Annotated in this window: 14 protein-coding genes; 13 read left to right on the top strand and 1 reads right to left on the bottom strand. The window is 54.1% G+C overall.

The features are described 5' to 3' along the window. Positions 1-46: 46 nt before the first annotated feature. Positions 47-1021 (bottom strand): ROK family protein, encoded by a 975-nt coding sequence (locus Q0L39_RS04565; protein WP_296627151.1) that lies wholly within the window; start codon positions 1019-1021, stop codon positions 47-49. Between the two features lie 321 nt (positions 1022-1342). Here Q0L39_RS04565 and miaB point away from each other — a divergent pair, with 321 nt between their 5' ends. The 13 genes from miaB to Q0L39_RS04500 form a co-directional block, all read left to right on the top strand. Next, positions 1343-2794, top strand: a complete 1452-nt coding sequence (gene miaB / locus Q0L39_RS04560; RefSeq protein WP_296627150.1) for a tRNA (N6-isopentenyl adenosine(37)-C2)-methylthiotransferase MiaB — start codon at positions 1343-1345, stop codon at positions 2792-2794. 79 nt (positions 2795-2873) lie between these two features. After that, a complete protein-coding gene (locus Q0L39_RS04555; RefSeq protein ID WP_296627149.1) occupies positions 2874-3278 on the top strand; it encodes a YlbF family regulator in 405 nt (134 codons plus the stop codon). 146 nt (positions 3279-3424) lie between these two features. Then, positions 3425-6070: a DNA mismatch repair protein MutS gene (gene mutS, locus Q0L39_RS04550; protein ID WP_296627148.1), complete on the top strand. Its 2646-nt coding sequence runs from the start codon at positions 3425-3427 to the stop codon at positions 6068-6070. 53 nt (positions 6071-6123) lie between these two features. Continuing rightward, complete coding sequence (locus Q0L39_RS04545) at positions 6124-6366, top strand: helix-turn-helix transcriptional regulator (protein ID WP_296627147.1); 243 nt, start codon at positions 6124-6126, stop codon at positions 6364-6366. Positions 6367-6399: 33 nt separating this feature from the next. After that, positions 6400-8574 (top strand): DNA mismatch repair endonuclease MutL, encoded by a 2175-nt coding sequence (gene mutL / locus Q0L39_RS04540; RefSeq protein ID WP_296627146.1) that lies wholly within the window; start codon positions 6400-6402, stop codon positions 8572-8574. Between the two features lie 14 nt (positions 8575-8588). Continuing rightward, positions 8589-9533, top strand: coding sequence for a tRNA (adenosine(37)-N6)-dimethylallyltransferase MiaA (gene miaA, locus Q0L39_RS04535; protein ID WP_296627145.1), 945 nt, complete (start codon positions 8589-8591; stop codon positions 9531-9533). 87 nt (positions 9534-9620) lie between these two features. Continuing rightward, positions 9621-9884, top strand: a complete 264-nt coding sequence (gene hfq / locus Q0L39_RS04530; protein WP_296627144.1) for an RNA chaperone Hfq — start codon at positions 9621-9623, stop codon at positions 9882-9884. A 36-nt stretch (positions 9885-9920) separates the two neighbouring features. After that, positions 9921-11213, top strand: a complete 1293-nt coding sequence (locus Q0L39_RS04525; RefSeq protein WP_296627143.1) for an HlyD family efflux transporter periplasmic adaptor subunit — start codon at positions 9921-9923, stop codon at positions 11211-11213. Then, positions 11200-11922: a YggS family pyridoxal phosphate-dependent enzyme gene (locus Q0L39_RS04520; RefSeq protein ID WP_296627142.1), complete on the top strand. Its 723-nt coding sequence runs from the start codon at positions 11200-11202 to the stop codon at positions 11920-11922. Before Q0L39_RS04525 ends, Q0L39_RS04520 begins: the two co-directional genes overlap by 14 nt. 4 nt (positions 11923-11926) lie before the next feature. Further along, positions 11927-12382, top strand: coding sequence for a cell division protein SepF (locus tag Q0L39_RS04515; protein ID WP_296627141.1), 456 nt, complete (start codon positions 11927-11929; stop codon positions 12380-12382). A gap of 3 nt (positions 12383-12385) precedes the next feature. After that, on the top strand, positions 12386-13216 hold the full coding sequence (locus Q0L39_RS04510; RefSeq protein WP_296627140.1) for a YlmH/Sll1252 family protein: 831 nt from the start codon (positions 12386-12388) through the stop codon (positions 13214-13216). A 62-nt stretch (positions 13217-13278) separates the two neighbouring features. Beyond that, positions 13279-14118, top strand: a complete 840-nt coding sequence (locus tag Q0L39_RS04505) for a DivIVA domain-containing protein (RefSeq protein ID WP_296627139.1) — start codon at positions 13279-13281, stop codon at positions 14116-14118. Positions 14119-14172: 54 nt separating this feature from the next. After that, positions 14173-14466, top strand: a 294-nt coding sequence (locus Q0L39_RS04500; protein ID WP_296627138.1) for a class I tRNA ligase family protein, incomplete at its 3' end; no start/stop codon positions are given.

The following is a 14466-nucleotide window of genomic DNA, read 5'->3' as shown; positions in this document are numbered from 1 at the left end:
GGCTGCCCTGCCATTGATGGCAGGGCAGCCTGTTTGTCTGTCAGGATTAGTCCTGCTGAAGTCCGATCAGCGCTGCGCCGATGACACCGGCATCGTTGCCCAGCTGGGCAATGCGGATTTCGGTCCGGTTCTTGGCAAAGCGATCGAAGCAGTAGCTGTCCATATAGGTGCGGATTGGGCGCAGCAGATTTTCACCCTGCTTGGATACGCCGCCGCCGATACAGACGATCTCCGGCTGGAGGGTGTTGATCGCATTGACAATGCTCTCGCCCAGTGCGGAGGTATATTCTTCGACAACCGCTTTACCGGCAGCATCGCCCTGTGCAGCAGCGTCAAAGCTGGTGCGTCCGTCGACCTTGTCGATATCGCCGCCGCACAGTTTCCACATCAGCGAATCTGGATTGCGCCGCATGTGCTCTTTGGTGGTGGTGATCAGGCCGGTAGCGGAGCAGTAGGTTTCCAGACAGCCCTTGCGTCCGCAGGCGCACTGTCTGCCGCCCAGATGGATGACGGTGTGACCGAACTCGCCGCCGGCAAATCCATAGCCGTTGTAGATTTTGGAGTTGATGATGATGCCCGAGCCGACGCCGGTGCCGAGAGTGATTGCCAGCATGTTGGAGATGTGGTGGCCATCCTCCATCTTTCCGGCGCCTGCCATGAACTCACCATAGGCGGCTGTATCCGCGTCGTTTGCAACAAAGACAGGGATGTGCAGTTCATCCTCGACCATCTGTCCGAGCGGAACATTGTGGAAATACAGGTTGCTTGCAAAGATAACTTCACGTTTCTCATTGTCGACGATACCAGGGGTACCGATGCCGGCAGAGGTGATCTGCGACAGTTCCAGTCCGGCTGCATGGACAGCTGCCTTTGCAGTGTCTGCCATTGTTTTGGCAATCTCCTGTGCAGGACGTCCGGCGTTTGTTTTTTCGCTGGCTTTGGCGATCAGTTCAAACTGCTCGTTGACAATGCCGGCAACAATGTTGGTTCCTCCCAGGTCGATACCAATATAATACTTCATCAAAAACACTCCTCTTGTGATTGTTCGTTGTCCTTTGTCAAACTAAGAAAATGCAAAAAGAAATTTCCCGAATTTATAACTTCATTTATATTTACTATACCATTGTAAGCTGATGTTTTCAATTCTTTTTCCTGTTTTCGTGTAAAATAAAAGGTTATTTTTGCCCGTTTATTGCAGGATGCACATCATTTTGAAAAATCAATAGAAAAAAGCATGGGGAATTTGGAGGGAAAAAGCCAATCCAGGCAGGGAGCGGCATTGACGAGAAGGACGGAAAAATGTATAATAAATTGATAACAACTTTCCAGAGGGGGACTCGGGTTGCTCAATACGCAGACAAAGCAAAGAGAGGACGCATCCGCGGTTGTTTCGCGGGAAGAAATGATGCGTCAATGGGAGATGGCGGGACAGAACCGTCAGCTGCTGATCCACAGAATGGGGCACCCTCCCCGCGCATGGGTCAAAACATTTGGCTGTCAGGGCAATGTTGCCGACAGCGAAAAGATTATGGGAATGCTCATCGACATGGGCTGTGAACCGGCACTGGACGAAAAACAGGCGGATATCATCCTGTACAACACCTGTGCCATCCGCGAAAATGCACAGGTTCGCCTGCTGAGCATGGTCGGAGAGCTCAAGCGCCTCAAGCAGGCAAATCCGAACATGATTATCGGTCTGTGCGGCTGCATGATGCAGCAGGAAGCGGTGGTGCGGCAGATTCGCAACAGCTTTCCATTTGTGGAGCTGATCTTCGGCACCCACGTACTGCACCGTCTGCCGCAGCTGCTCAACCGCCTGCTGTGTGGAGAACACAGGGTGGTCGACTGCTTTGAAGGAGAAGGCCGTGCCAATCCGATCGCAGAGCATCTGCCCATCCGCCGCACCGACGGCGTACAGGCTTCGCTGCAGATCATGTACGGCTGCGACAACTTCTGTTCCTACTGCATCGTTCCGTATGTGCGCGGCAGAGAGGTCAGCCGTGAGCCGGACCAGATTCTTAGGGAGGCAAAGGAGATTCTGGCAATGGGATACAAAGAGATCCTGCTGCTGGGACAGAATGTCAATTCCTATGGCAAGGGACTTGCCGAGCCGATCAACTTCACCGAGCTTCTGCGCCGCATCGAGGCGCTGGACGGAGATTTCCGCATCCGCTTTATGACCTCCCATCCAAAGGATTGCACCAGAGAGCTGATCGACCTGATCGCGCAGAGCAAGAAGATCTGCCACAACATCCATCTTCCGGTGCAGAGCGGCTCGGACAGAGTGCTGGGTCAGATGAACCGGCGCTACACCAGAGAGCATTATCTGTCGCTGATCTCCTATGCAAAGGAGAAGATGCCGGACGTCACCTTTACCACCGACATCATCGTCGGCTTCCCAGGGGAAACTTACGAGGACTTTCTGCAGACGCTGTCCCTGTGCCAGGAGGTTCGCTATCAGTGCATGTTCACCTTCATTTATTCGCCGCGTCCTGGTACCAGAGCCGCTTCGATGCCCGATCCGGTTCCGTACAAGGAAAAGACCAAGCGGTTAAACGAGCTGATTGCTGCCCAGCATCAGATCAGCGAGGAGGATAACCGCGCAAGAGAAGGCTGCATCGAACGGGTGCTGGTGGAAAAACCATCCGAGCACCACGAGGGCTGGATGAGCGGACGGTGCGAAAACGGCATGATCGTCACCTTCCCAGCCGAGAAGGTACAGCCAGGCGATTTTGTGCAGGTCAGAATCACCCGCGGACTGCGCTCGGAATATGAGGGAGAACTGGTAAAATAAATCATGCGTTAGCGTTTTGGGCGTTAAAATCAACGACCCAGGGCTGATAGATAAAATATCTTTTTCGGAGGAGATAACAATGGATATTATTGCAATGGCAAGAGAGCTTGGAAAAGCAATTCAGCAGGACGAGAGATATAAGAGAATCGACGCTGCTAAAAAAGCAAACGATGCAGACCAGGCTTTGCAGGATCTGATCGTAAAATTCAACATGAAACGCTCCGAGCTGAGCACCGAGATGGCACAGGAAAACAAAGATCCTGAGAAGCTCAACGCTCTGGACAAAGAACTCAAAGAGCTGTACAGAGATGTTATGGCTAACGAAAACATGGTAGAATTCAACGCTGCCAAAGTGGAAGTTGACACCATGATGAACTTCATCAGCGAGATCCTCTACGGCTCGGTTAACGGCGAAAACCCAGACACCATTGAAATGCAGACAGGATGCGGCGGCAACTGTGCTAGCTGCGGCGGCTGCCACTAATTTTTTGATGATTTTGTCAGCCAGTATCCTGCAAAGGGTGCTGGCTGACCCTCTATGCAAGGATATGGCAGTTGGGCTGTTGTGCAGAGAAAGGAATCCTCTGTTTTGTGCAGAACAGCCGGAGTGCAGGCAGAAAGGAAACTGGAATGAACGACAGAAAGATCTCGACCAAACCGGTGGACACCACCAAACTTTCCCCAATGATGCGCCAGTATTGGAGCGTCAAGGAAAAATATGTTGACCAGCTGCTGTTTTTCAGGCTGGGCGATTTTTATGAGCTGTTTTTTGACGATGCGCTGATTGCCTCCCGTGAGCTGGAGCTGACGCTGACCGGCAAGGAGTGCGGCTTGGAGGAGCGCGCACCGATGTGCGGCATTCCTTACCACAGCAGCGAAAACTATATCGCCAAGCTGGTGAGAAAAGGTTACAAGGTCGCCATCTGTGAGCAGATGGAGGACCCTGCCACCGCTAAAGGACTGGTCAAGCGGGAGATCATCCGCGTGGTGACTCCTGGAACGGTGCTGGAAAGCAATATGCTCGACGCCGGCAGCAACAACTATCTGTGCTTTCTCTATCAGAGTGAGCAGGGGGAACACTTTGGACTTGCCTTTGCGGATGTTTCGACCGGCGAGGTAACGGCCTCCCAGATCGACAACGATTGGCAAAAACGGGTGCTCAACGACCTGGGCCGCTTTGCTCCCGCCGAGGTGCTGTTAAACAAGCAGGCAGGTCAGTGCAAACCGATCACCGACTTTTTGAATGAACGGCTGCATGTTCAGGGAGAGGTGCTCGATCAGAGCTGGTTTGAGTGGGAAACCTGCTGCCGTGCCGTTCAGGAGCAGTTTTCCAGCGAAACCACCCAAAAGCTGACGGCGGATCAGGATTCGCCGATCGTCTATGCGCTGGGCGCCATGCTGCAGTATCTGGTGCAGACCCAGAAGCACGGACTGGAAAGCCTGACCAGTCTGGACATTTACAGTGACAACCAGTATATGACGCTGGACCTGACTGCAAGGCGCAATCTGGAACTGACCCAGACGATGCGCAACGGAGAGCGGCGTGGAACGCTGTTGTGGGTGCTCGACAAAACCCAGACTCCGATGGGAAAACGCCTGCTGCTCTCCCAGATTGTAAAGCCCCTGATTAACCCTACCGCCATCAACAAGCGTCTGAATGCAGTGGGCGAGCTGCGCAATGACACCATCCGTCTGGACGACATTCGGGAGGTGCTGCGCGGCATCTTTGACTTGGAACGTTTGATTACCCGCATCGTCTACGGCTCGGTGACGCCGCGGGAAATGCGCTCGCTGGAAGCGGCAGCCCGTCAGCTTCCGACGCTCAAGGAGACGGTCGGAGAGGTCAGGGCGGTCTACCTCAAGCACATCATGCTCGACATCGACCCGCTGGAGGACATCTGCGGACTGATCGACTGTGCCATCGACGAGGACCCGCCTGCTGTGCTCAAGGACGGCGGCGTCATCCGCAAGGGCTACAGCAAGGAGTTGGATGATCTGCGGGAGATCGTCCATAATACCAAAGGAGTGCTCTCCTCGATTGAGGCAAAGGAGCGGGAGCGCACCGGCATCAAAAACCTGAAAATCGGTTTTAACAACGTTTTTGGTTATTATATTGAGGTGACAAAATCCTTCCTGTCGCAGGTGCCGCAGGAGTACATCCGCAAGCAGACGCTGACCGGAAGCGAGCGATATATCACCCAGGAGCTCAAGGAGCTGGAACAGACCATTCTGGGCGCGCGCGACAAGATTCTGGTGCTGGAAAACCAGCTGTTTGACGAGGTTCGTCAGCAGGTAGCGGCACAGATCCACCGCGTCCAGAAAACAGCCAATGCGATTGCATGGCTGGACCTGTACGCGGATTTTGCAAAGGTTTCGATCGAACAGAACTACTGCCGCCCCGAGGTAGATCTTTCCGGAAAGATTCACATTCAGGACGGACGTCATCCGGTGGTCGAGAAGATGCTGACCGACACGCTGTTTGTGGCAAACGACCTGCTGCTGGACAAAGAGGAAAATCAGGTCGCGATCATCACCGGCCCGAATATGGCGGGTAAATCCACCTATATGCGGCAGGCGGCTCTGATCGTACTGATGGCGCAGCTTGGCTGCTATGTTCCGGCACGCTCGGCACAGATCGGCGTGGTCGACGGCATCTACACCCGTGTGGGTGCATCGGACGATCTGTCCGCCGGACAGTCCACCTTTATGGTGGAGATGAGCGAGGTGGCGCAGATTTTAAAGAGCGCCACCGCAAACAGCCTGCTCATCCTCGACGAGATCGGGCGCGGAACCTCCACCTTTGACGGCATGAGCATCGCGCGCGCGGTGATTGAACACATCGCCAACCGCAAAAAACTGGGCGCAAAGACGCTGTTTGCCACCCATTACCACGAGCTGACCGAGCTGGAACATTCCTTCCCGAACATCAAAAACTACAATATCGCCGTCAAAAAGCAGGGAGCGGACATCTACTTCCTGCGCAGAATCGTCCGCGGCGGCACCGACGACAGCTACGGCATCGAGGTATCGCGTCTGGCGGGCATTCCGGAGGAGATCATCCAGCGTGCCCAGCAGATCTTAAAACAGCTGGAATCGAGCGGGATTCCTTCGGTAACAACCAAGACAAAGCGCAAGCAGACCCAGGAGCCCGAGCCGATGGTGCTGGTGCAGCAGGACGACTCGGAGCTGGTGCGCCGTCTAAAGGAGATCGACGTCGAGAAGATCACGCCGGTGCAGGCGCTGGTGCTGTTAAGCGAATTAAAGGCAAGAATCTAACAAAAGCCCTGCCCGAACGGGCGGAGCTTTCAGTGGGAAAGAGGTTTTGACAGATGGTATTTTTTGCCGATAGAATTTATCAACTGCGCAACGAAAGGGGCTATACCCGCGAGGAGCTGGCTTCTCAGCTGGGATGTATGCCTCGACAGATTCAGGATTATGAGGAAGGAAAGCTGTATCCTCATGCAATCACCATGGTGGACCTTGCGGACTTTTTTAACGTCTCGCTGGACTATCTGATGGGCCGCACAGAGTGCCGCGAGATTAACCACGGAGAAAATCATCAGGACAAATAAACCTTTAAAAGCAGACAGAAAGGATGACCAGGGATGGGTGTGATAAAACTTCTCGATGAGCAGGTCTCCCAGCTGATTGCTGCCGGAGAGGTGGTCGAGCGGCCATCCTCGGTTGTCAAGGAGCTGGTGGAAAACTCGATCGACGCGGGCGCTTCCAAAATCACCGTCGAGGTGCGCCACGGCGGCGTGACGCTGATCCGCGTCAGCGACAACGGCAGCGGCATTGCGCCGGAGGACGTGCCGATGATGTTCCTGCGCCACGCCACCAGCAAGGTCCACAGCCAGGAGGATTTGAGCTGTATCGCCACGCTGGGTTTCCGCGGCGAGGCGATGGCGTCGATTCATGCGGTTGCCCGCGTCGAGGTGCTGACCCGAAAGCAGGGCACCGACGAAGGTGTGCATTACAGCGGCGAAGGAGATCAGATGGGTCAGGTGACGCCGGCGGGCTGTCCGGCAGGAACCACCGTGAAGGTGGCGGACCTGTTTTTCAACACGCCGGCTCGAATGAAATTCTTAAAGAAGGATGTGCAGGAGGGAAATGCCGTCGCGGCGGTGGTCGAGCGCATTGCACTGTCCCACCCAGAGATTTCCTTCCAGCTGATCCGCGAAGGACAGACTAGACTGCATACTCCAGGCGACGGCAAGCTGCTGTCGGCAATCCATGCGGTGTTTGGCAAGGATTTTGTCAAAGGTCTGGCGGAGGTAAACTATACCCAGGGCCAGCTCAAGGTCAGCGGCTATGTCAGCCTGCCTGCGGCCTGCCGTTCCAACCGCACCATGCAGACCTTCTTTGTCAACGGACGTTATGTCAAGAGCATGACCGCCCGCACAGCGATGGAGGAGGCATACAAACATTCGATCATGGTCGGCAAGTTTCCGGCCTGTGTGCTGAATCTGGAAATTCCCTACACCGAAACGGACATCAACGTCCATCCGGCAAAGATCGAGGTCCGCTTTACCAACGAGCGGCCGGTATTTGATACGGTGTACTACGGAGTGAAGAATGCACTCAAGCAGCAGGACTACACGCCGCTGCCAAAGCAGCCGGCCAAGAAGATGACCGTCTTTGATCTGCAAAGACGTCCCGAGGTGGAACAGACGCAATTAAAGGAATTGGTATCCGCCGCAGCCGGTGCTCCACCGGTGCAGCATATGAGCGCGCAGGAGTACCGCAGCTGGGCACAGCAGCAGTCAAAAGGAGGCAAACAGTCGTCCCAAAGCTGGCAGCGTCCAAAGGAAACCGCCGTCCAGCACCAGATACAGCGCCCAAAGCAGGCGGAGGAAAGCAGAACAAATGTTCAGCAGACCGCGCCAAAATCCCATCCTCGCACCGAGGAAGAAATCCAGAACCGACTGAAGGAGCTGCCCGACGAGACACTTACCTTCCACGACCACGACCGTGCGCGCGCACAGTGGGAGCTTGCTCACCCGATTATTCTGGTGGAGGAACCGCACTTCCCAAAGGAGGAAGAAAAGGCATCCGCTGTGCCAAAACAGGAAAAAGCAGCTCCTGCTGCGAAGCAAAGACCTGTCGAGCAACAATCAGCTCGGAACAGACTGGCAGAGCCAAAGCCGGCGGAACAAACCCAACCCGTTTCGATACAGCCCAAAGAAGCCGCACTAAAGGCAAAGCCGGACATGCAGCTGCGGCTGGTCGGAGAGGTGCTGGGAACCTATCTGGTGGTCGAGGAAGAGGACAAGCTCATCCTGATTGACAAGCACGCGGCGCATGAGCGGCTGATATTTAACCGCCTCAAGCAGCAGCGCTTCACCGACGACCGTCAGCTGCTGCTGGAGCCGGTGATGGTACATTTAAGCCGCGAGGATTATCAGGGTGCGACACAGAATCTGTCGGTATTTCAGCAGGCAGGCTTTCTGGTCGAGGACTTCGGCGACGGCGATTTGATCGTGCGCGAGGTGCCGGTGCTGCTTTCGGGCGCGCAGGTGCAGGAGATTGTGGAAAAGACCGCGCATGATCTGGCGAAGAACAAAAAGGATCTGACGCCGGAAGCGCTCGATGAGCTGCTGCACTCGGTGGCATGCAAGAGCGCGGTCAGAGCCAACGACAAAAACACTCTGCCGGAGCTGTGGGAGATCATACAGCTGCTGCAGGAGGACGAAAACGCAAAATACTGTCCGCACGGACGCCCTGTGGCCCGCATTCTGACACGGCGGGAGCTGGAAAAGATGTTCGGACGGCTGGGATGATCGGAGGACACAGGATGGAACAGAAGATACCGCTGGTGGTGATTGCAGGCCCGACGGCATCGGGAAAGACGGCGGCAGGCGTTTATCTGGCAAAGCAGTTAAACGGCGAGGTCGTCTCGGCGGACTCGATGCAGATCTACCGCGAGATGACCATTGGCACGGCAAAACCGGTGCCGGAGGAGATGGAGGGAATTCCCCATCATCTGATCGACTTTGTCGATCCGTCCGACAGCTTTTCGGTGGCGGAATATGTACAGCTTGCACAACAGAAAATTGGGGAGATTCACAGCCGCGGCAAGCTGCCCATCCTGGTGGGCGGAACCGGACTGTATATCAGTTCGCTGGTGGACAACATCCAATTTTCCGAATCGGAGAGCGACATTGCCTACCGCGAAGAGATGATCGCATTGGCGCAGCAGGAAGGAGCGCAGGTACTGTGGGAAAAGCTCAACGAAGTCGATCCTGCGGCGGCGCAGAAGATTCACCCCAACAACGTCGGACGGGTGGCGCGTGCACTGGAAGTCTACCACACCACCGGCATCCCGATTTCGGTGCATCAGGAGCGCTCCCGCGAAAAGCCCTCTCCCTATGCGCTGTGCATGATGGCGCTGAGCTTTCGCGACCGGCAGAAGCTGTATGACCGCATCAATCTGCGGGTCAGCCTGATGCTCGAACAAGGACTCGAACAGGAGGCGCGGCAGCTGATCCAAAAAGGATACGGCGCCACCAGCTTTCAGGCCATCGGCTACAAGGAGATGGGCGCCTACCTTGCCGGCGAGGAGACGCTGGAGGAAGCCTGCGAGCATATCCGGCAGGAATCGCGCCGTTATGCAAAGCGGCAGCTGACCTGGTTTCGGCGGGATGAACGCTACCACTGGTTTTATGCGGAGGATTATGAGGACAGGGAACAGATGTACCAGCAGATGGCAGAGCATGTTCGCCGCCAGCTGGATCTGTAAGGAGCAGTTCAAAAAATTTGGAAAATACGGGTAAACACGACAAAAAAAGATCCGAAAAAGGTCTATACTGGCAAAGGAGGTCATAATATGCTTAATTTGCAGGATGTTTTTTTAAATCAACTTCGAAAAGACAAGACGATGGTCACCGTCTACCTCATCAACGGCTTTCAGCTCAGAGGCTGTGTGCGCGGATTTGACAGCTTTACCATCATCATCGAAAATGAAGGACGGCAGAATCTGGTGTACAAAAACGCCATCTCCACCATCACACCGACCCGTCCGGTCAAGCTGATGGACAGCCAGGAAACGTCGGCTGTGTCCGAAGCTGCGGAGCAGCCGCAGGAACAGTAAACCGATCAAACAAGCCTGTGCCGCGGGAGGAATGAAATGGCGGGTTATCAAAGAGGAAAAAACAAAAATGTACAGATCGTAGCGGTGGTGCTTGCCATGATGCTGATTTTGTATCTGGTCAGCCAGCTTTGGGGATTTGCCAACATCAAAATGCGCACCGAGCAGGTGGTGGAGGACACCGTCTACGATTTTGTGCGTGCCGATGCGATGGTATTTCGCAGTGAAGAGATCATACCACAGGTCGCCAGCGGCGTGACGGTCTACAACTATGCCGACGGCGAAGAGGTGGCAAAAGATCAGGAGGTTGCAGCGGTTTATCAGGACAAGACCGTTTCGATGGTCAATAACCAGATCGACCAGCTGCAGAAGGAACTGAAGTCTTTGCAGGACGCGCAAACGGTGAAGGCGACCCGATATTCGGCGATCACCAATCTTTCCAGTGAGATCAACGATCAGGCGGGCAAGATTGTCGATGCCTGCGCAGATGGCGTGGTCGAGGGAATCAGCGACCAGAAGGATTCGCTGGTCAGCATGCTCAACCGCAAAAAGATTGCGCTGGGCGAGGAGGACACCTTTGCAGACCGCATCTATGAGCTGCAGTCGGAGATCAGCTATCTGGAACAGACCAAAGAGGGCGAGAAGGGCGTTTCCATCACCGCTCCGGCAGCGGGATACTTCTGCAAAGAGGTGGATGGCTACGAGAGCGTCCTGAGTGCAGACCTGCTGGAAGATATGACCTATGAGCAGTATCAACAGCTGGAATCGGCATCGGCGCAGACGGTGACCAACGCCGCAGGTAAGATCATCAAGACCCACGTCTGGTATCTGGCGGTGGATCTGGATCAGGAAGAGGTGCAGAAATTTGAGCTGGATGCAAAGGTGAAGCTAGATTTTCACTTTGCAAACGGACAGACAAGTTCGGCGACGGTGGTCAACATCATTCCCGATGAGCAGCACAAAAATGCGGTGGTCATCTTTGAGTGCAAGGACATCAACGAACAGCTGCTGGGCGTCCGAAAACAGAGCGTCGATATCACCTTCACCACCTATTCCGGTCTGCGCATCAGCGCAAGCGCACTGTACCACGAACAGAACATCCCGGGCGTCTATGTCCTGGACAAGACAACCATCCGGTTTAAACCGATAGAAATTTTAAAAGATCAAGGCAGCTTTATCCTGTGCGAACCAAAACAGGGAACCGACGAAGAACACACGCTCAATCGTCTCGATCTGGTGATCGTGGAAAGCGGCGGAGTTTCGATGCGCGATGGTACTACACTGGACGAAGACATGGTAAAAGGAGTGGAATCAAGTAATGCAGGCAGTTAGTGAACAACAGGTCGCAGAAAATGTACAGCAGATTCTTCAGACAGTCCGACAGACCGCTCTGGAGGCAGGCAGAGATCCTGCCGAGGTGCAGGTGATGGCGGTGACCAAGACGGTGGACCCGCAGCTTGTCAATGCAGCCATTGCCCAGGGGATTACCCTGCTGGGCGAAAACAAGGCGCAGGAGCTGTGCGAAAAGTACGACAGCTACCACAAGGACGGCGTACAGATCCATTTTATCGGTCATCTTCAGACCAACAAGGTGCGTCAGATTGTGGACAAGGTGCAGATGATCGAATCGCTGGACAGCTTCCACCTGGCACGCGAGATTGAAAAACAGTGCGCTGCCATCGACAAGGTGATGGATGTGCTGGTCGAGGTAAATATTGGAAAAGAGGAAAATAAGAGCGGCATTTTCCCTGAACAGCTGGACGAACTGCTGCAGCAGGTGGCACAACTTGGGCACTTGAAGGTGCGCGGATTGATGACAATTCCGCCTGTATGCGAAAATAATGAGCAGGTTTCGCAATATTTTTCCCGAATGCGCCAACTCTTTATTGACATAAAGCAAAAAAAATATGATAATATCAATATGGAAATTCTGTCTATGGGAATGTCCGGCGACTATCCTGCCGCAGTAAAGTATGGTTCAAACATTGTCCGAATTGGTACAGCCATGTTTGGACACAGGAATTATAAAGGAGCTAAGTAAAATTATGGCACTGAGAGATACTTTGAGAAATCTGATCGGAATTCCAGAAAATGATTATGACGGCGAGTATGATGACGAAATGCAGAACGAGGAGACTGAGCAGGAAGAAGAGGCACAGATCCCGTTTTCTGCGCAGCCTACTGCAGATAGAAAGCACAACAAGGTTGTCAATATCCATGCAACTACCCAGCTGGCAGTTGTGCTGGTAAAACCGGAGCGCTATGAGGATGCGGCTTCCATTGCCGACCACCTCAATGCGAAAAAGACGGTTGTTCTGAACCTGGAGCAGACCAGCAAGGATGTTTCCAGACGACTGATCGACTTTTTGTGCGGCGTAGCTTACGCAAACAACGGCCAGATGAAACGGGTAGCAAACAATACATACATCATTACCCCATACAATGTAGACATTGTGGGCGACCTTCTGGACGAGCTGGAAAACAACGGCGTCATCTTTTAATGGATGATGGCGTCGAATGGACAGGTGCAGCGCGGAGAGGACGACCGTCTTTTCTGCGCGCATATTGAGGATTTGGCACGGCAGATGCAGCGAGACAACCTGCCGTGCTTTACCCGCTTTTTGGATGGAAGGGCACAGGCGCTGGCAGCGATGACGCTTGCAAAGCTGCATCTGCCAAAGGAACAGATGCTCTTTTATGCAGGTTTTGTTGGGCAGCTGCCGCAGGGAGTTCCCGATGTGGGACGTCGGATGCTCGGCATCTTTCCGGACTATCTTGCCCAAAGCGAGATGATTGCTCCAGAGGTGTTGTACGAGCAGTTTCCGATTTGTAATGTCGCGCTGTTCTACCGCGCACAGGATGGACTGACCCACCGCGACCTGTTGGGTTCGCTGATGGGACTGGGACTTAAGCGGGAGATGATCGGCGAGATTTTGACCGGAGAAGATCTGGCGGTGCTGTTCTGTACACAGACAGCGCAGGACCTGATTTTGTCCGAACTGGAACGGGTGGGACGCGCAGGTGTGCGTATCCAGCCGGACTATTGTGGTGATTTGCCGCCGGCCTGCCGATTGCAGTATCGCAGCGGGACGGTCAGCTCCCTTCGTCTGGACTGTGTGGTGTCGCTGATGCTCAACCTCAGCAGGGAAAAGAGTGCGGCGCTGATCGAAGGCGGACAGGTGAATCTCAACTTTTTTGAACAGACAAAAATCTCCAAAGAGGTCGTACAGGGGGATATCCTGTCGATTCGGGGATACGGACGGTTTGTGCTGGTGCAGATCGGTGATAAAAGCAAGAAAGGCAGACTGCATCTGACCGTCGGACAATATGTGTAGAAAAATCCTGGAGCAAAAGCTCCGATGATATAAGATGGTGCTTGTAAGGGAGGTACTTTCAGATGTTGACTCCGGAAACCATTGCCTCCAGACGTTTTGACAAACAGATGGGCGGCTACAAACAGGATGAAGTGGATGAATTTCTGCAGCAAATCGCGCGGGAATACGCTGCTTTGCTCTCCGAGAAGGAGGAGCTGGAAAGCAAAATCGAGGTGCTGGCCGAAAAGGTGGAGCAGTACCGCGAGGATGAGGACAGCCTGCGCAGTGCGCTGATCGGCGCGCAGAAGCTGGGCGACAGCGTCATCCGTGAATCCAAGGCAAAGGCAGATTACATCGTTCGTGAAGCACGGGACAAGGCGGATCGAATTTTGGATAATGCGCAGAAGAGCATTGAAAAAGAGCAGATGGCACTGGTCAAGATGCAGAAAGAGGTCACCAAGTTTAAAAACCGTCTGCTGACTTTGTACCGTCAGCACCTGGAGATGATCAGCGCGCTGCCGGAGTATGACGACGAACCGGCGCCGGAACCGCAGCCACAGCAGGAAATGCCTCAGCCGGAGCCGCCGGTCAGGGAAGAACCACAGCTGCAGCCTCAGATGCAGCAGGAAGAACCTGCAGAACCACAGCCACAGCCTGAACAGGAGCAGGAGGAAGAGGAGAGCAATCTCATCGACTTTACTGCGGCGCTGGAAAATAACATCCGTGATACTGCTTCCTTTGAAACAGTCAGCGTGCAGAATGCACCTGCGCCGGCCCAGCCGTCACAGCCTGCTCAGGGACATCCGGTCTTTGCCGGAGGTGCCGAATCGAAATTTGGTCCGCTCAAGTTTGGCGAGGGCTTTGATGTGGAGCGCGACAGCTCGTCGCGCGGTGGATTGTTCTCCAGAAAAAAACACCGCTGATAACCATGCCTTCACTGAAATTTACATATAAAAAATAAGAGGAGAGAAGATACGATGGCTCAGGATTACAACAAAACCCTGAACCTGCCGACCACCGAGTTTAACATGCGCGGCGCGCTGCCACAGCGTGAACCTGCATGGGTGGAAGAATGGCAGGAAAAACAGTTATACCACAAGATGATCGAAAACAACGAGGGCAAACCGATGTACGTTCTGCACGATGGCCCTCCGTATGCAAACGGTGACATTCATCTGGGCACTGCACTCAACAAGGTGCTCAAGGACTTTATCATCCGTCAGAAAAATATGAGCGGCTACAAGGCTCCGTATGTTCCAGGCTGGGATACC

Source organism: uncultured Negativibacillus sp. (genome assembly GCF_944388365.1).
Classification (GTDB): domain Bacteria; phylum Bacillota; class Clostridia; order Oscillospirales; family Ruminococcaceae; genus Negativibacillus.
This window is presented reverse-complemented; position numbering and strand designations above follow the sequence as displayed.